Origin of the sequence: Pseudoxanthomonas sp. (genome assembly GCF_002863005.1) — a bacterium.
In the GTDB taxonomy this organism is placed as follows: domain Bacteria; phylum Pseudomonadota; class Gammaproteobacteria; order Xanthomonadales; family Xanthomonadaceae; genus Pseudoxanthomonas_A.
The window spans coordinates 57,276-74,433 of the sequence record NZ_PKDG01000043.1; the positions used below are offsets into that span (position 1 = coordinate 57,276).

Below are 17,158 nucleotides of genomic sequence, written 5' to 3' on the forward strand. Positions count from 1 at the left end.
TTTCCGCATGTGGTACTTCAGCTGGATCCTGGGCGCCGGACTGGCGGCGAGCTTCGCCATCCTCAACGGCATGTGGTACGAGATGCGCGAACAGGACCGCGACGACCCCGCGGCTCGTCCGCCCGTGTAGTGTCCTGCCGCCCAAGCGGGCGCGACGCGCGCGGGAAGGATGCGCTCACGCGTCTTCCCGGATCGCCTCCTGTGCGCCCGTCGCTTCGCTTTCCTGGCGGTCCCAGTACGCCTTCACGTCCAGGATCGTTGGCAGGCAGGCCACGAAAGCGTCCACCATCGCCGGATCGAAATGCGTTCCCCGGCTTTCGATGATCTTGGCGACCACCACGTCCACCGGCCAGGCCTCCTTGTAGGGACGACGACTGGCGAGGGCATCGAACACATCGGCGATCGCCACGATGCGCGCCGACTCCGGGATGCGGTCGCCCGCCAGTCCGTGGGGATAGCCCGTCCCGTCCCAGCGTTCGTGGTGGCCCAGGGCGACCTCTGCCGCCAGTTCGAACAGCGGCGCCTTGCTGCGGCTGAGGATTTCAAAACCGATCAGCGTGTGGCGCTGCATGACGTCCCATTCGCGCGGATTGAGTTTCCCGGGCTTCTTCAGGATCGCGTCCGGAATGCCGATCTTGCCGGTGTCGTGCATGGGCGCGGCCTGTTCCAGCAGCCGGGCCCTGTCGGTCTCCCATCCCAGGGCTTCGGCGAGTACGCGCGCGTAGGCGGCCATGCGCCAGATGTGGGCGCCCGTATCCGAGTCGTTGTAGTGCCCGGCCACGCTCAGCATCTGGATGGCGTCCTCGTAGCTCTTGCTCAATGCGGAGGTCCGCACCAGCGAGAGATGCGTGTTGACGCGCGCGCGCAGGATGAACGGCGAAACGGGCTTGGTGATGTAGTCCACGCCGCCGCATGCGAAGCCGGTCCGCTCGTCCACCTCCCGGTCCAGCGCGGTGACGAAGATGATGGGGATGTGCTCGGTCGCCGGGCGCGCCTTCAGCGCCCACGCGACTTCGTAGCCGTCCATCCCCGGCATCTCCACGTCCAGCAACACCAGGCTGGGGGCGTGCTTTTCGGCTGCACGCATCGCCTGGTCGCCGTCGCGGGCGAATACCAGCCGGTAGTCGTTCCCGAGGATCTGGCGGAACAGCGCCAGGTTGTTCGGCTCGTCGTCCACGCAGAGGATCGGTCCGTTCGGCATGCCTTCAGTCCTCGCTCGGGATCGGGGGTGGATCGGAGGCATCCGCCATCCGTCGCGCCAGCAGCGCCTTCGCTTCCGTCTCCGCGGCGCGGTAGTCGAACTCCTCGACATGCACGGCGAGGCGGCGGCGGGCGTCTTCCGGAACCGTTTCGGGAACCGCGTCCAGCGCGCGCTCGATGGTGTCGGCGTCGTCGCTGTCCAGGGCCGCCAGCAGCGCTTCGAGCGCGATGACGGGATCGGTGGCCACGGCGATTGGCGCGGTGGCGGGCGAGGGGTGGCCGGCCTGCACGTAGTGGGCGACGTCATCCAGCGTTTCCCGAAGCATGAGCCGCAGATCGGGCAGCAGGTCGCCCACATCGGCGCCCTGGCGCAGCTGCTCCTCGATGTCGCTGCTGAGGGCGACCAGGCTGGGCATCGCCAGCGACGCGGCCGCGCCGCGCATCCGGTGTACGTCGGCACACGCCAGCATCGTGTCGTGCCGCGACAGGGTGGCTTCAAGCGTCTCGACGAAGGTGCCGTAGCGGCGCGCGAACTGGATCAGATAGCGCCGGTAGGGGCCCTCTTCGCGCCAATACACCAGGCCGCGCTGCACGTCGAGCAGTTGCGGATCGATGTTCTCGGGTACGGCGACGGGCCCCGCGGAGTCGGCCGGCGCATTTCCGGGTAAGGGCGAGGCGGTTTCGCGCGGTGCCGGCGTGGGTGCGCACTGCGTGATGGCGGCGATCAGGTCCGGGACTTCGAAGGGCTTGGCGACGAAGGCATTCATGCCGACGGCCAGCGCCGCGTCCTGCTGCGGTTTGAAAGCGCCTGCGGTGAGCGCGATCACCGGCAGGTCCGCCAGCAGGGGCAGCGCACGGATGCGTCGCGTGGCTTCGTACCCGTCCATCACCGGCATCTGCACGTCCATCAGCACCGCATCGAAGCGGTCGGGAGCGGCGCGCAGGAGATCCAGGGCGTCGCGGCCGTCACAGGCCTGGGTCACGCGTGCGCCTTCGCCTTCCAGGATGCGTTGCGCGACTTCGCGGTTGATCTCGCTGTCGTCCACCACCAGCAGGCAATAGCCCGCGAGCCGCCGGCCGGAGGGCGGTGCGGCACGATGACCACGCAGGCCGGGATCGCGCTGGGCCAGCACCTCGTTGATGGCGTTGTAGAGCATGGAGGCCGTCACCGGCTTGGTCAGCACGGCGTCGACCGTGTCGCGGTGCGGCTCATGATCGACCAGCCGGCGCTCGAACGCCGTCACCATGATGATGATGGGCTGCTGCGTGGTCTGCAGGCGGCCACGGATGTCCGCGGCAGCGCTCAGGCCGTCTCCGCCGGGCATCTGCCAGTCCATCAGCACGACGTCGCAGGGCGCCGCGTCGGGCGAGGTGACGCGCGTGATGGCCTGCGTGCCGGATTCCGCCTCCTCGGCCGTCCAGCCGAATCCGCGGATGACCCTGCTCAGGTGCTCGCGCGCCATGTCGTGATCGTCCACCACCAGCACGTGCCAGGGGCCGCGATACGGCATGGCGTCCCCGGGCGCATCCGCCAGCGGGAACGCCAGGTCGAAATGGAAGCGACTTCCCTCGCCGGGCGTGCTGTCCACGTGCAGGGTGCCGCCCATCAGTGCGACCAGCCGCTTGCAGATGCTCAGTCCGAGGCCGGTACCCCCGAAGCGGCGCGTGGTCGACGAATCGACCTGCGAGAAGGGGGAGAAGATCATCGCCTGCTTCTCGGGTGGAATCCCGATACCCGTGTCGCTCACCACGAATCGCAGGCGCACGGTCCCCGGATCGCTACCGGGAAGCGCATGCACCCCCAGCGACACCTCGCCGTGGTCGGTGAACTTGATGGCGTTGCTGACCAGGTTGACCAGCACCTGGCCCAGGCGCAGCGCGTCCCCGCGCAGGTGGCGCGCGCCCTCCGGTACGGGCGATACCAGCATCTCCACGGTCTGCGCATCGACGGCCGAGCCCATCAGCGTGGCCACGTTGTCCAGCACTTCCGCCAGGTCGAACGGCGCTTCCTCCACGTCGATGCGGCCGGCCTCGATCTTCGAGAAATCCAGCACGTCGTTGATGATGCTGAGCAGGGAGCGCGCGGCGAGGTTGATCTTCCGGATCATGTCCTGCGCGACGGTCGGCAGATCCACCCGGTCCAGCAGGTACAGCATGCCCAGGATGGCGTTCATCGGCGTGCGGATTTCATGGCTCATGTTGGCCAGGAAATCGCTCTTGGAACGGTTGGCCTGTTCGGCGGCACCGATGGCCTCGTGCAGCTCCGCGTCGCGCCGCTTCTGCTCGGTCAGATCCGAGGCCATCACCAGGAAGCCCGATGCCTGGCCTTGACCGTCGCGCAGGGCGCTGACATTCAGGGCCACCTGCAAGTGCGTGCCGTCGCGGCGCACGTAGGTCCACTCGGCGATGTCGCTGTCTTCGGCGGTGGAAAGGCCGGCAATCTGGGCGAACGTCGCGCCGACATGGACGCCGTGGCGAGCCGAGAGCGCCAGCGAGCGTGACCACAACTCGGCGTCATCGTGAAGGATATCGATGCTGGTGTCGCCGCCGGTCACGTCGGCGGCGATGTGTCCGAGCATCCGTTCGGCCGCCGGGTTGAACAGGGTGATGCGGCCCTGCGGATCGGTGGCGACGATGGCGTAGCCGGCATGTTCCAGGATCGCGCCGAGCCGCGAGGAGTAGGTGCGGATCTGCTCGGTGCGTTCGAGCACCTGCTGCTCGAGCGTGGCATTGAGGCGCATGATGCCTTCCTCGTGGCGCTTGCGCTCGGTGATGTCGATGATGAACGCGAGTGCGAACCGTCCCTCGGTAGTGTGGATGGGATTCAGGCCGATCTCGATCGGCACGCGCGTGCCGTCGCGCCGCAGGCCGTGCAGATCGCGGCCCGCTCCCATCGGACGCGCCTGCGGTTCACCGAAGTACTGCGCGATGTAACCTGCGTGGTGGCCGCGCACGTCCTCGGGCAGCAGGCGCTCCATCGGCTGGCCCAGCAGCTCCTCGCGGGCATAGCCGAACAGTTCCTCGGCCTTGGCGTTGGCAAACTGGACGCGACCTGCCTGGTCGACCATCAGGATCGCGCTGGGTGAGGCTTCCACGACGCGCCGGAACTGCTCCTCCGCGCGCACGTGGCGTGACATGTCGCGCAGGAAAAGCGAAGCGCCCTGCGCATTGCCGGCGGCATCCCTGAGGACAGACAGGCTTGCCAGCACATCGGTGATCGCACCGTCCCTGCGGCGCAACCGCAGTGCGGCGCCTTCCAGGGCGGTGGAAAGGCCATCGAACGCGGGCTTCCCGCTCTCGTCGATCAGGACGTCCGACATCGCGCGACCGAGCGCCTCGGCGGCGGTGTAACCGAGCGTCTGTGCGGCCGCGTCGTTCCACAGCGTGATGCGACCCGCACCGTCGCAGGCGATGATCGCCTCGGTGGAGCCGGACACCAGCGCGGCCCATTGGGCGTGGTCACGGTCGACCGCCTGGCGCCGCTCGCGCGCCGTGGCGACCAGGTACCACACCGTCACGCTCAACAGGCCCAGTCCCGCGATGGCCGCCGCGACGAGCCAGGGCGAGGGCAGGCCGAGTCCCCGCACGAAGGCGGGTTTCGCGGCGAAATGCACGATCCAGTCGCGCCCATGGATGTGCAGGCCACGCTCCGCGCGCAGGGTCGCGTCGTGCAGCGATGCGAAGTCGCTGCTGGCGTAGAAGGGGCGGCTACCGCCGTCCTCGCCGGCATCCGAGAGCGCCAGCGCGTACGCGCCCTCCGCCTGCTCGATCCGTTGCAGGACGGCGTCGATGGTCAGGGGCGCGAAGGCCCACCCCTGGGTCGCCGCCCAGCGCGTCTCGGGCGAGTCCAGGGGAAGTCCGGGGGTGTAGATGGGCAGCAACAACAGGAAGCCATGCCGGGCGCGTCCGACTTCCTGCACCAGCGTGATCGGACGCGACAGCGTGGCCCGGCCACTGCGCGCGGCGGCGAGCGCCGCGTCGCGACGCGCCGGATCGGAGGCGATGTCCAGGCCGATCGCTTCTTCGTTGTGCGCGGTCGGCTCCAGGTAGCGGATGACGAAGCGCTCGCCCGCGTTCGGTGCCAGCCCATGCACAGTGAAGTCGGGTACGCCGTCTTCCCGCGCCACCTGGATGAACCCCGCCTCGTCCTGCGCGGAGACCCGCTGGATATAGCCGTAACCGCGGATGCCGGGGAATTCCTTCGCATAGTCACGCGATGCGCTGTAGGCACGGAACCGGCCGAGATCCAGCTGTGGACCCGCCGCGATGATCGCGCCGCGCGCGCCGCGCAGGCCATGTTCGAACGCGGCGAGATGCCCCCGCAGGGCCGATGCCGCGACATCCGCAACCTGTCCGAACCGCTGGGCCTGGCGACGCTCGTTGGCACGGTGCTGCAGCACGCCCGCCATGATCGCAAGCGCCAGGACCGCCAGGCACAGGGCACACGCCACCCAACGGCGGGCATGCGACCGTCGTGGAACAGCTCCCTGTGTTCCTTGCTCCCCCATGCAGTCCTCCGCATGTCTCCCGGACATGGGCCCTCCTGCGGGAGGGCCGCGGCAAGCACGACCGCCCCACTCTAGGCTACTGTGAGTCGAGGCTCAAGGCGGCGTGTCCTCCCGGGAGCGCGCGCATGCAGCGGGGGCGGCGTGCGGCTCAGGCGCTCAGCGCTTCCTCCACGCGACGTCGGCTGCGTGTGCCACCGTTGCCTGCGGACGCATCGTCGGTGGTCTTGAATGTGGCGACGCTGAGGCCCAGGTCGCGCGCCTGTTGCTCCATCGCGCGCGCCGCTGCCGAGGCCTCCTCGACCAGCGCTGCATTCTGCTGCGTGGTCTCGTCGATCTGGATGATCGAGCCGTTGACCTGGTCGATGCCGGCCGCCTGCTCCTGCGAGGCCGCGGCGATCTCGGCCATGATCCCGCTGACGCGCTGGACCGCGGCCACCACGTTGACCATCGAGTCGCCCGCCTCACCGACCAGCGCGGAACCGTCCCGGATGCTGTCCACCGACGCTTCGATCAATTGCTTGATCTCCTTCGCGGCCATGGCGGAGCGCTGCGCGAGCGTCCGCACTTCGCTGGCGACCACGGCGAAGCCGCGACCCTGTTCGCCCGCCCGGGCCGCCTCGACCGCGGCGTTGAGCGCCAGGATGTTGGTCTGGAAGGCGATGCCGTCGATGACCGAAATGATTTCCGAGATGCGTCGCGAGGACTGTTCGATCTGCGCCATCGTTTCGACGGCCCGGCCGACGATCTGGCCCCCGTCGGCCGCGACGCCCGAGGCGGACAGGGCGTGCGCGTTCGCCTGCCTCGCCGAGTCGGCGTTCTGGCGCACGGTGGACGTCAGCTCCTCCATCGAGGCCGCCGTCTCTTCCAGGTTGGCCGCCTGCATCTCGGTGCGGCGTGCCAGGTCCGAGTTGCCCGCGGCAATCTCGCTCGCGGCGGTATTGATGGAGTGGGTGGCATCCTGGATGCCGGACACGATGCGCTTGAGCTGGTCCACGGTGGCATTCGCGTCGTCGCGCATCGTCGCGAAGACGCCGTGGAACTCGCCCCGCATGGTATGCGTCAGGTCGCCTTCGGCCACCGCCTTCAGGAGCGCGGACAACGCGGCAAGATTGCCCTCGGTGGTGTCCATCAGCCGGTTGAGGCTGGCCACCATGTCATGGAAGTCGTACTGGTATGCGTGGGCCGGGCCCCGTTGCGAGAAATCACCCGCGGCCGCGGCGGCCGCCAGGCGCTTGATGTCCGCGTTGATCGCCTGAAGGTTGCGCTTGGCTTCGTCCATCGCCGCGGTGAGCACGGCCTTCTCGCCGGGCAGTACGTCCATGTCGACCGACAGGTCGCCGATCGCGTAGCGCTGGATCACTTCCACGAGCCGCATCTTGACGTGGATGTGCGATGCCACCAGTTCGTTGGTGCCGCGCACCATCTCGCCGAAGCCGCCGGGAAACGCGCTGTCGTCGCATCGGAAGCTGATGGTGCCCTCTTCATGCTTCGCCGCCATCTCGCGCTGCGACGCGACCACGCGATGGACGGTCGACTGCATGTCGCGCATGCTCATGAGAAGCTGGCCCACCTCGTCGCGATAGCGCGATGGGATGGGCGTGTCGAGATCGCCCGACGAGATCCGGCTGGCCACCTTGGCGGCATGGCGGATGCCGCGGGTGATCGCGCGCACCGTGTACCAGGACGCGCCCACGACGAGCGCCAGGATCAGCGCCACCATGGCCGCCCCGACGTACGTCTTCGCGCGCGCCGCGCGCAGGTGCGCAGACGACTGGGACTCCAGTTCGGCGAGCGCGGCGTCTTCGATGGCGGCGAGTCTTGCTGCAAGCGCAGCGAGCGTCGCCGGATCCGCCTGGGCATCGTCGCCGGCGTAGGCGTCCTTGACCGCGCTGTGGGCGGAGCGCAGGGCAGGCGTCGCAGTGCCCGTCAACGACAGGGCCTTGTCCATCTCCCGCACGTAGCCGCCCAGTTCCTGATGGAAGATGTCGAGCAGGACTTCCCGATGCGCATCGGCCACGCCGGGACCACGGCGATGGATGTCGCCCAGTACGTCGGCCAGTGCGCTGGCGGCCCGCGGGAGCGACTGGCTCGTGCCCAGCATCAGGTGGTAACTCTCGGGGTGCGGTGTGTAGACCAACAGGCTCTCGTCACCGAGCGTCTCGACCGCCTGCAGGGCTTGTTCGACATGTTCGGCGATCGACGGGTCATCGTGGGCGAGGTCGCGCAGGGTGCGCCACTCCTGGGCCAGCTTCTCGATGCTGGCGTGACTGTCATTCAGATGGGGCTGGGCGGCGGCGGATGCGACCGCTTTTTCGTACAGGGCGGTGATGTCGGCCTGTACGTCGGTCGTCCGTGCATCGCCACCACGACGCAGGTTGAGTGCACTGACCACGCCCAGCAGTTCCTCCAGCGCGGGCATGCTCGCGAGCTCGGTGCGATTCACCGCCAGCTGCTCTCGCAGCTGCGCGAGGTACGACACCGAAGGCACGAGGATGCCGACGGTGGAAAGGCAGCAGATCAGGGTCAGCTTGAAAGCGGTCGTGCGGTTGTTCCATGCAGCAAGGAAGGCATTCATTCTCGTGTCCGTCTCTTCGGTCGTCTGGTCTTCTTCGCAGGCATTAGCGGCGTGCCGGTGAGAACCTGAGGCGGCCCTGCTCAGACTTTCGGAGGGGGTGGTGCAAGGACGAGGGGCGAAGGCGCGCGGCCGGAAACGCCATCGTCCGGCGCAATCCCTTGAAAAAGAAGGGAAAGCGCCGGTTTTCCGTGGCGTCCGGCGTCCGCGCAGGAGCCAAGTAATCGTGATTACCATGTTGAAGTCCTGCCCCGCCGCGGGGTTCAACCGCCTCGCGCTGCGCCGCTATTCCCATTGGCAGAGGAAGAAGGCGGGGAGCGGGCAGGGTGCTGAAGACGATCGAGACACAGTCGCTGAAAGCCGGCATGTACGTGGTGAAGCTGCATGGGCCGTGGCTGCAGCATCCGTTCTGGCGCACCCGCTTCGTGGTGGACCAGGATGACGTGGAGGCGTTGCTCGCCAGCACGATAGGCCAGGTGGACATCGACACCGATCGCGGTGGCGATGTCGAGGCGGCGAGCGACGGCGGCATGCGTCGCACGACTCCGTGCGCGGACGAAGCCGTGCTGGCGTTCGCCGCCGAGCCACCGCCGCAGGAAGGTGCTGCCCAGGCACGTGCCGGGATGGGCGAAGAACTGGCACGCGCGCGCCTGATCTGCGATGACGGACGCGCGCTGGTGGAGGCGATGTTCGGCGAACTGAGGATGGGGCGCGCGATCGAGTTGGACGGCGCGCGCGACCTTGCCGCACGCATCGACGCGTCGGTCTCCCGCAATCCGCTGGCCTTGGTCAGCCTGGCGCGGCTGAAGACGGCAGACAACTACACCTATCTGCACAGTGTCGCGGTAGCGGGCCTGATGTCGGCGGTCGCGCGCGACCTGGCCCTGCCCGACCACCAGCGCGAGCGTGCGGCCATTGCGGGGTTGCTCCATGACACGGGCAAGGCCCATGTACCGCTCGCCATCCTCAACAAGCCTGGCAAGCTGCTGGACGAGGAGATGACGCTCATGCGCGACCATCCCGCCACTGGCGAGCGGCTGCTGCGGGATGCGGGGCTGGAGGACGCCGACGTGCTGCACGTGGTGCGCCACCACCATGAACGCATGGACGGCAAGGGTTATCCGGACGGGCTTGCGACCGAAGAGCTGCCCGTGCTCACCCGCGTCAGCGCGGTGTGCGATGTCTATGACGCCATCACCTCGAACCGGCCCTACAAGGCCGGATGGGACCCTGCCGAGTCGCTGCGCCGGATGGCGTCGTGGCAGGGACACTTCGATCCCCTGGTGCTGAAGAGCCTGGTCCGCGTGCTGGGCATCTATCCGGTCGGGTCGCTCGTGCGGCTTGCGTCCGACCTGCTGGCGGTTGTCGTTGCACCGGGAGAGCACCCCCTGGCGCCTCCCCGTGTCCGGGTCTTCTTTTCCGCGCGATCGCGGTCGCATGTCTTCAGGCGCGACCTGGACCTGGGCACGTCGAACGACCGCATCATCGGTATCGAGTCGGCGCAGGCATGGGGATTCCGCGACCTGGAGAAACTGTGGATGCCCTGACGATGCGCCTGCGCGGATCATGAGCGGGCGCGTGTGCCATGCCGGCATGAAAGAAAAAGCCCCGGCGTCCGCCGGGGCTTTCGCTGTCGCGATCCGTCGCGTCCGGCCTCAGAAGTCCTGCGAGAACCGGACGCCGATCGTGCGCGGTTGCGAGACGACCGTGTAGACCTGTCCGTTCGGATACTCCGGCACCACGCCCGCTGCGCCGCACACCGATTCCGCGCACTGGGTGAAGCGGTTGAGTTCGCCGCGCTCGTCGAACAGGTTGTTCACGTACACGTCGACCTTCCAGTTGCTGCGGCGGAAGCCGGCCGACACATCCACCGTGGTGTAGGCGTCCAGGTCGCCGAGGATCTCGCGCTGGGCGATGCGCAGGTCGGAAGTGCGTTCGCCGACATGCACCACCGCACCCTGCAGGAACGCCTCGCCGCCGGCGACGTCGAACGTGTAGCGCGCGGTCAGGTTGCCCTTGAACTTCGGCGTGACCGGCAGCTGCGTGCCCGTCGGCGCTTCCGGGTCGGCGCAGTCGGTGACCGGATTGCCGTCGTCGTCGGTGAAGCCGCAGTAGTTCTCGGTCAGTTCGGCGTCGTAGAACGCCGCACCCGCCGTCAGTTGCAGGTTGTAGGTGGCCGCGAACGCCAGCGATGCTTCCGCACCGTTGATCTTCGCCTGGTTGGCGTTCTTGATCTCGGTCAGGCCGTTGGCGCCGAGGATCGAGAACTGGAAGTCCTCCCAGTCCTGGCGGAACACCGAGCCGTTGAACGAGAGCCTGTTGTCGGCCCACGTGGTCTTCCAGCCGAACTCGTAGTTGGTCAGGTAGTCCGACAGGTAGGGCGGCAGCGTGCCGCGCCGGTTGATGCCGCCGGGGCGGAAGCCTTCCGACCAGGTGCCGTAGATCATCTTTGTGTCGTCGATGCGCCAGGTCAGGTTGGCGCGGCCGATGTGGCCGTTCTCCTTCACCCGCTTGTCGAAGAAGCTGCATGGCGCCCCATTGAAGGTCGGCGCACCGTCCGGGCAGGCCACTTCGCCGTAGCTCGATACCCAGCCCCAGTCGGCGAAACCGAAGAAGCCCTTCAGGCTGTTGTCGACCTCGAACCAGCGCGCGCCCGCGGTGGCGGTCAGGTTGTCGGTGATGTCGAAGCTCACTTCGCCGAACACGGCCTTGTCCTTGTCCTGGCGCAGCTGCTTGGTCAGCCAGATCGTGTCCGGCCAGCCCGTGACCGACTGCACCGGCGACAGGCCATCGATCTTGTAGCGCTGCTCGATGTCGTGTTCCTGGTCCTGCATGAATACGCCGGCGACGAAGCGGAGGCGGTTCTCGGTCGGCGAGGCGATGCGCAGTTCGTGGCTGGTCTTCTTGTAGCCGTCCACGCCCTGGATGTACTGCGACGGGTTGACCAGCGAGCCGGGCGCGCAGGTGAACGTATCCGGGTCGAAGTCGGAACACGTATAGGCGCCGTACGCCGCCAGCGTGTCGTACCAGAACGCGTAGTCGTTGTAGTCCTGCTCCACGTCGACATCGCGGTTGAGGCGCGCGAAGGCATAGGTCAGGTCGAAGTTGCCCACCTTGCCTTCCACCGTCAGGGCCGCCTGCCACCAGCGATCGTCCGAGCTTTCCGGGTAGAAATGCGTCAGTGCGAGGTCGCCGACCTGCGGGTCGACGGCGAACGCGCCCTTGGCCTTTTGCTGCTGTCCCATGATGGTCGGCGTGATGGACCAACTGTCGTTGAGGTCCACCTTCAGCGCCAGGCGTGCGCCGGTGGTGTCGACTTCGTTGTAGTCCTTCTTCACCCGGTCCGCGTTGTCGATGGTGCCGTTGCCGCCGGAATCCGCATCCCACGACGGGAACGTGCGGGTGCCATACACGTTGTCGATGTAGCCGGCATCGTGCTTGTTCCACGCCACCAGGCGGATCGCCGCGCGCTCGCTCATCGGCAGGTTGACGAAGCCTTCGGCGATGTGGCCGATGCCGCCGTTGCTGACGCTGTTCACTTCCAGTCCATAGCCCGCGGCGAAACCGGTCGGGTCGGGCTTGTTGGTGATGATGCGCAGCGTGCCGGCCTGCGAGCTGGCGCCGTACAGCGTGCCCTGCGGGCCGGCCAGCGACTCGACGCGGTCGATGTCGTAAATGTGGATGTCCAGCGGGCCCTGGATGGTGGTGACCGGTTGTTCGTCCAGGTACACGCCCACGCTGGGCAGCGACCCGGAGTGGTTGCCGTCGCCGCCGCTGGCCACGCCGCGCATGTAGATCTGCGCGAAGCCCGGTCCCGCCGACTGGTACGACACGCTGGGCAGGTACTTCACGTAGTCATCGAAATCGGTGACGTTGAGGTTCTTCAGTTGTTCCGTTCCCAGCACCTGGATGCTGATCGGCACTTCCTGCAGGTTCTCCACGCGCTTCTGCGCGGTCACCGTGACGGTATCCAGCGTCGCCGCGGCGCGCTCACCCTCGGCGGGCGGCGTGGCGGGCGCGTCCTGGGCCATCGCCGTGGCGCCGAACGCGAGGTAGATCGCGGCGGTCAACGGGAACCTCGCCAGGGTCGACGGATCGCGCCGCCCGGGTTTTCTTCTGTTGCGCGTACTCATCCAGCTCACCTCTCTCCAGTGATGACGGTCAATCGGGGGTGTTGCAGGCCTCCGTGAAGTCCGGAACCGCCGGGTAGGCACCCAACACGGGCCCCAAGGCGTTCTTCAGCGGTTCCAGCCACGGTTCGTAGTGCCGCCAGTGATCCACGCCATCGCGGTAGATCGGCTGGCGGACCTGTTCGGAACTGGCGGTGCGTACCGGCCGCGCGTTCTCGAAGAAGCGCAGGCAGCCGTCTTCGAACGGCAACCCGCAGTAGTCCAGCAGGCGGCGCACCTCGGCCTCGGTGTCGTCCACCAGCTGTTCGTAGATCACCCGGTGCACGCGGCCGGGCAGGACGGTGTCGTAGTGCGCCATCAGGGCCACGTAGTCGCGGTAGTAGCGGCCGATGTCCTCCAGCGCATAGCTGAAGCCCTGGCCGCGCGCGAAATGCTGCTTGTAGCCGGAGAAGCAGCAGGCCAGCGGATGCCGGCGTGCGTCGATGATCTTCGCGTTCGGCAGCATCAGGTGGATCAGGCCGGTATGGGCGAAGTTGTTCGGCATCTTGTCGATGAAGAACGGACGGCTCGATTTCCGGTGGATGCGGGTCGCGTCGAGGTAGCGCTGGCCCAGCGCCCGCAATGCGTCGCCGTCGAGCGTCGCCAGCAGGTCGTGGTACGTGTCCGCACCGCCTGCCCGCGCCTGCTCGCGCAGGTCGCGGGTGATGGAGGTGATGTCGGGCAGTTCCATCGTGCCTTCCACGGCCGAATGGCTGGACAGGATCTGTTCGAGCAGCGTCGAGCCCGCACGCGGCATGCCGACGATGAAGATCGGGTCGGGCGCGGTGCAGCCCTGGCCTGCCCGCGCGGCGAAAAAGGCGGTCGTGTGCGACGCTTTCAGCCGCGCGACCCGTGCCTGCGTGTCGTCGGCGTCGTAGTCCAGCTGCGTGCGGCGAAGCGCGTTGCCGTCGCGGTAGTGGACGAACGATGCGGCATGCTCGCCGGCATCCTCCAGGGCCTTGCCCAATGCGAAGTCCAGGTGCAGCCGGTCGTCGTCGCCCAGGTCGGTGCGCGCGTGCTGCGCACGCATCGCGGCCAGGTCTTCGTCGCTGAAGCGGAAGGTCTTCAGGTTGGCCAGGCTCCACCACACCTCGCCGGCACCCGGTTCCAGCGCCAACGCCTGTCGATACGCCTCGATCGCGCGTGCCGTGTGGCCGGCCGTCTTCAGCGCGTGGCCGTAGCTCATCCAGATCCTGGCCTGGTCCGGGTAGGACGCCAGCACGCGCTCGTACAGCGCAAGCGCGGGTTCGTAGTCGCCCACGCGGCACAGGACCACCGCCTTGAGGTTGAGGTGCGCGGGGTTGTCGGGGTCGTGCGCCAGCAGCGCATCGATGGCCTGCAGCGCCTCCTGCGGACGGTTGGCACGATGCAGCACCAGCGCATGGTTCTGCCGCGCGGCATGGAAGTCGGGCGCGAGCTCCAGGCATCGCGCGAGCAAAGCTTCGGCATCGTCGATGCGCCCGACGCGCGCGGCGACTTCGGCCAGCATGCGGATCGCGGCGACGTCGGTGGGCGTGCGCTTCAGGCGTGCACGCAACAGCGCCTCGGCCTCGGGAATGCGGTTGTCGGCGAGCGCGGCGGCGGCCTGCATCAGGTCGGGGTCGCGCGTGGAGTGGCGCGTGTGCTGCAGGTAGGCCCCGGCCGCACCCTCGGTGTCGCCCATCGCGGCAAGGTGGTCGCCAAGCTCGCGCCAGGCCTGCGGCAAGTCGGGCTTCAACGCCAGCGCGCGTCGCAGTGCGGGAACGGCTTCGCCACCGCGTCCGGCACAGCCCAGCGCCAGGCCGTGTTCGAGATGCGCCAGCGGCCACTGCGGGTGTTCGCGGACCAGCGGTTCCAGCACGTCGAACGCGTGGCTCCACTGGCCTCGCACCCGGTGCGAGGCGGCGAGCACCAGCAACGCCATCGGGTGGCGCCCGACCACGCGGATGATCTCGTCGGCCTGCTGGGCGGCCATCGCGGGGTCGGTGGCCAGCAGGCGGCGCGCGTGGTCCAGCGCGGTCTGCAGCGTGCCGCTCGGGCTGGCGACCGCGTTCATGCACCGTCTCCGTGCAGCAGGACGGTGAAGCGTGCGCAGTCGGCCATCGGTCGAGCCAATCGGGTATCCCGGTGTGGTGGCGTATCCCTCGCCTCCAATCTATAGGCGAACCGGGGGCGCTGGATAGAGCGGGAAGCCGCCGTGATGCACGCTTTTTCGCTTCGCAAAAAGTAATCCGACTTTCACCCTTCCCGTCCGCACCGTGCGGGTGCGAGCGGCTCGGAGGGAGGTACATGATGGTGCGGCAAGGGGCTGTGCCGGACCCCCGTACACCGCTTAGGCTTGGCGCATGCCCGGCGGTTGCATGGTCGGGCGCCACCTCCCGACGGGAACGCCATGCCGGACACCGCCCCTCCCTTGTCGCTCGACCGTGCCCGGGCGCTGCCCGCCCGCTACTACGCCGGCGAGGCGATGCTGGCGATGGAGCAGGCCGCCGTCTTCCGGCGCAGCTGGCAACTGGTCGCCCACCAGGGGCAGCTCGCCGAGCCGGGCGACCACGTGGTGGAGCGGATCGGCGATGTACCGGTGCTGGTGGTGCGCGGCCAGGATGGCGTGCTGCGCGCTTTCCCCAATGTGTGCCGGCATCGCGCCGGCCCGCTGGCGCTGTGCAACGGCAAGGGCGCACGCGCGCTGCACTGCAAGTACCACGGCTGGACGTACACGCTGGAAGGCCAGCTGCGCAGCGCGCCCGAAATGCAGGGCGCCGCGGATTTCGACGTCAAGGACATCCGCCTGCCGCCGCTGCGCGTGCACGCCTGGCAGGGGCTGGTGTTCGTCGCCCTGCACGAGGATGTGCCGCCGTTCGAAGAGGTCTACGCCGGCATCGCCGGGCGCATCGCACCGATCGACCTGGCTGCGATGCAGTTCCATCGCCGCGACAGCTACGACATCGCGTGCAACTGGAAGGTCTACGTGGACAACTTTCTCGAGGGCTACCACCTGCCGCACGTGCATCCCGGGCTGTCGAAGGTGCTCGACTACCGCGCCTACGACACCGAACTGTTCCCCTGGCATTCGCTGCAGCATTCTCCGCTGCGCAACAGCGGCGACATCTACGGCGATGGCGACGCGTTCTACTACTTCGTCTACCCGAACGTGATGCTCAACATCATGCCGGGGCGACTGCAGACCAATCGCATCCTGCCACTCGGGCCGGACCGCTGCCGCGTGGAGTTCGATTACTACTACGCGCAGGACGATGCCGCGCTGGCGCGCATCGCCAACGACCAGGCCTTCAGCGACGAAGTGCAGGACGAGGACATCCGCATCTGCGAAGCGGTACAGCAGGGCCTGGCGTCGGGCTTCTACGAGGCGGGCCGGTTGTGCCCCAAGCGCGAGAGCGGCGTGTGGCATTTCCACAATCTGTTGAGGGCGGCGTATGGCGATGCGTGACCGGTTCCTGCCCGCACTCCTGCTCTCGCTTGCCTTCATCGCCTCGCCCGCTGGCGCGCAGGACCTGCTGATCCAGGCCGGCCGCGTGCTCGACGTTGAAACAGGCCGGATGCTCGAGGGGCGCGACATCCTGGTGCGCGACGGACGCATCGTGTCGATCGCGCCGCCCACGAAAGGCGTGGATCCCCGCGTTCGCGTCCTCGACTGGTCCGCGCTGACCGTCGTGCCCGGCCTGATGGACATGCACACGCACCTGGCCGACGAAGGGCCCTACGGCGATCCCGCGACACCGCTGAGGAGCAATGCCGCGCGCGATGCCTTCATCGGCGCGCGCAATGCGCGGGCGACCCTGCAGGCCGGCTTCACCACGGTGCGGGATGTCGGGGTCTATCGCGGTTTCGCCGACGTGCAGTTGCGCGATGCGATCAACGCCGGCCTCGTGCCCGGGCCGCGCATGTTCGTTGCCGGCACCTACGTCACGGTCACCGGGGGCGGCGGCGAGATCACCGGATTGCCTGCGGGGACGGAGCTGCCGGCGATCTTCCGCCGCGGCGTCGCGGACAGCGAAGCGGAGGTGCGCCAACGGGTGAACGAGATCCTCGACGCGGGCGCCGACTTCATCAAGTTGATCGCCACGGGCGCCGTGCTTGCCGACGGCACCGAGCCGGGGCAATCCGAGTACACCGAGGCCGAGATCCGTGCAGCGGTGGAAGAGGCCGGGCGTCGCGGCAGTTTCGTCGCGGCCCACGCGCACGGTGCGGAAGGCATCAAGCGCGCCGTACGTGCCGGCGTGCGTTCGATCGAGCATGGCTCGCTGATGGACGACGAGGCCATCGCACTGATGAAGCAGCACGGCACCTTCCTGGTCGCCGACATCTACAACGGCGACTACATCGATACGGTGGGCCGGCGCGATGGCTGGTCCGCGGAAATCCTACGCAAGAACCTGGACACGACCGAGGCGCAGCGCGAGGGCTTCCGCAAGGCTGTCGCCGCGGGCGTCAACATCGCCTACGGCACGGACAGCGGCGTGTATCCGCATGGCGACAATGCGCGCCAGTTCGCCTACATGGTCCGCTACGGCATGACCCCGCTGCAGGCCATCCGCGCGGCGACGCTGGAGTCGGCGCGGCTGCTGCGCAAGGAAAAGGAACTGGGCTCGATCACGCCGGGCAAGCTCGCCGATCTCGTCGCCCTGGCCTGCGATCCGCTGGCCGACATCGCCTGCCTGCAGCAGGTGCGCGGCGTGGTGAAGGGTGGCGTGCCAGTGGCGCGGGACTGA

The 17,158-nt window shown here is 68.1% G+C and carries 9 protein-coding genes; 4 read left to right on the top strand and 5 right to left on the bottom strand.

All coding sequences use genetic code 11. The annotated features are described in order from the left end of the window. Positions 1 to 7 precede the first annotated feature (7 nt). Positions 8 to 130, top strand: coding sequence for a cytochrome bd-I oxidase subunit CydX (cydX, locus tag CYU89_RS14910; RefSeq protein WP_296282194.1), 123 nt, complete (start codon positions 8 to 10; stop codon positions 128 to 130). A 45-nt stretch (positions 131 to 175) separates the two neighbouring features. Here cydX and CYU89_RS14915 read toward each other — a convergent pair whose 3' ends face one another. From CYU89_RS14915 to CYU89_RS14925, 3 genes are all read right to left on the bottom strand, one after another. Then, the gene (locus tag CYU89_RS14915) at positions 176 to 1,201 is read right to left on the bottom strand and encodes an HD domain-containing phosphohydrolase (protein WP_296282195.1); all 1,026 of its coding nucleotides are present in this window, start codon (positions 1,199 to 1,201) and stop codon (positions 176 to 178) included. Positions 1,202 to 1,205: 4 nt separating this feature from the next. After that, positions 1,206 to 5,651, bottom strand: coding sequence for a PAS domain S-box protein (locus CYU89_RS14920; protein ID WP_296282196.1), 4,446 nt, complete (start codon positions 5,649 to 5,651; stop codon positions 1,206 to 1,208). Between the two features lie 205 nt (positions 5,652 to 5,856). Then, positions 5,857 to 8,283 (bottom strand): methyl-accepting chemotaxis protein, encoded by a 2,427-nt coding sequence (locus tag CYU89_RS14925; RefSeq protein WP_296282199.1) that lies wholly within the window; start codon positions 8,281 to 8,283, stop codon positions 5,857 to 5,859. Between the two features lie 323 nt (positions 8,284 to 8,606). On the opposite strand from CYU89_RS14925, the gene CYU89_RS14930 reads away from it, so the two are divergent. Next, positions 8,607 to 9,827, top strand: coding sequence for an HD-GYP domain-containing protein (locus tag CYU89_RS14930; RefSeq protein ID WP_296282201.1), 1,221 nt, complete (start codon positions 8,607 to 8,609; stop codon positions 9,825 to 9,827). 108 nt (positions 9,828 to 9,935) lie between these two features. Here the strand turns inward: CYU89_RS14930 and CYU89_RS14935 are convergent, their stop codons facing one another. Continuing rightward, positions 9,936 to 12,413 carry a TonB-dependent receptor gene (locus CYU89_RS14935; RefSeq protein WP_296282203.1) on the bottom strand — a complete coding sequence of 826 codons (2,478 nt, stop codon included), beginning with the start codon at positions 12,411 to 12,413 and terminating at the stop codon, positions 9,936 to 9,938. A gap of 28 nt (positions 12,414 to 12,441) precedes the next feature. Beyond that, on the bottom strand, positions 12,442 to 14,484 hold the full coding sequence (locus tag CYU89_RS14940) for a tetratricopeptide repeat-containing sulfotransferase family protein (protein WP_296282205.1): 2,043 nt from the start codon (positions 14,482 to 14,484) through the stop codon (positions 12,442 to 12,444). Positions 14,485 to 14,820: 336 nt separating this feature from the next. Between CYU89_RS14940 and CYU89_RS14945 the strand changes: the two genes are divergently transcribed. Together CYU89_RS14945 and CYU89_RS14950 are read left to right on the top strand one after the other, a co-directional pair. After that, on the top strand, positions 14,821 to 15,876 hold the full coding sequence (locus CYU89_RS14945) for an SRPBCC family protein (protein ID WP_296282207.1): 1,056 nt from the start codon (positions 14,821 to 14,823) through the stop codon (positions 15,874 to 15,876). Continuing rightward, on the top strand, positions 15,869 to 17,158 hold the full coding sequence (locus CYU89_RS14950) for an amidohydrolase family protein (RefSeq protein WP_296282209.1): 1,290 nt from the start codon (positions 15,869 to 15,871) through the stop codon (positions 17,156 to 17,158). The genes CYU89_RS14945 and CYU89_RS14950 overlap by 8 nt, the downstream gene beginning before the upstream one ends.

Coding starts and splice junctions, on each gene's coding strand:
- CYU89_RS14935 (WP_296282203.1), bottom strand. CDS start 12,413: ATGAGTACGCGCAACAGAAGAAAACCCGGGCGGCGCGATCCGTCGACC.
- CYU89_RS14915 (WP_296282195.1), bottom strand. CDS start 1,201: ATGCCGAACGGACCGATCCTCTGCGTGGACGACGAGCCGAACAACCTG.
- CYU89_RS14940 (WP_296282205.1), bottom strand. CDS start 14,484: ATGAACGCGGTCGCCAGCCCGAGCGGCACGCTGCAGACCGCGCTGGAC.
- CYU89_RS14945 (WP_296282207.1), top strand. CDS start 14,821: ATGCCGGACACCGCCCCTCCCTTGTCGCTCGACCGTGCCCGGGCGCTG.
- CYU89_RS14925 (WP_296282199.1), bottom strand. CDS start 8,283: ATGAATGCCTTCCTTGCTGCATGGAACAACCGCACGACCGCTTTCAAG.
- cydX (WP_296282194.1), top strand. CDS start 8: ATGTGGTACTTCAGCTGGATCCTGGGCGCCGGACTGGCGGCGAGCTTC.
- CYU89_RS14950 (WP_296282209.1), top strand. CDS start 15,869: ATGCGTGACCGGTTCCTGCCCGCACTCCTGCTCTCGCTTGCCTTCATC.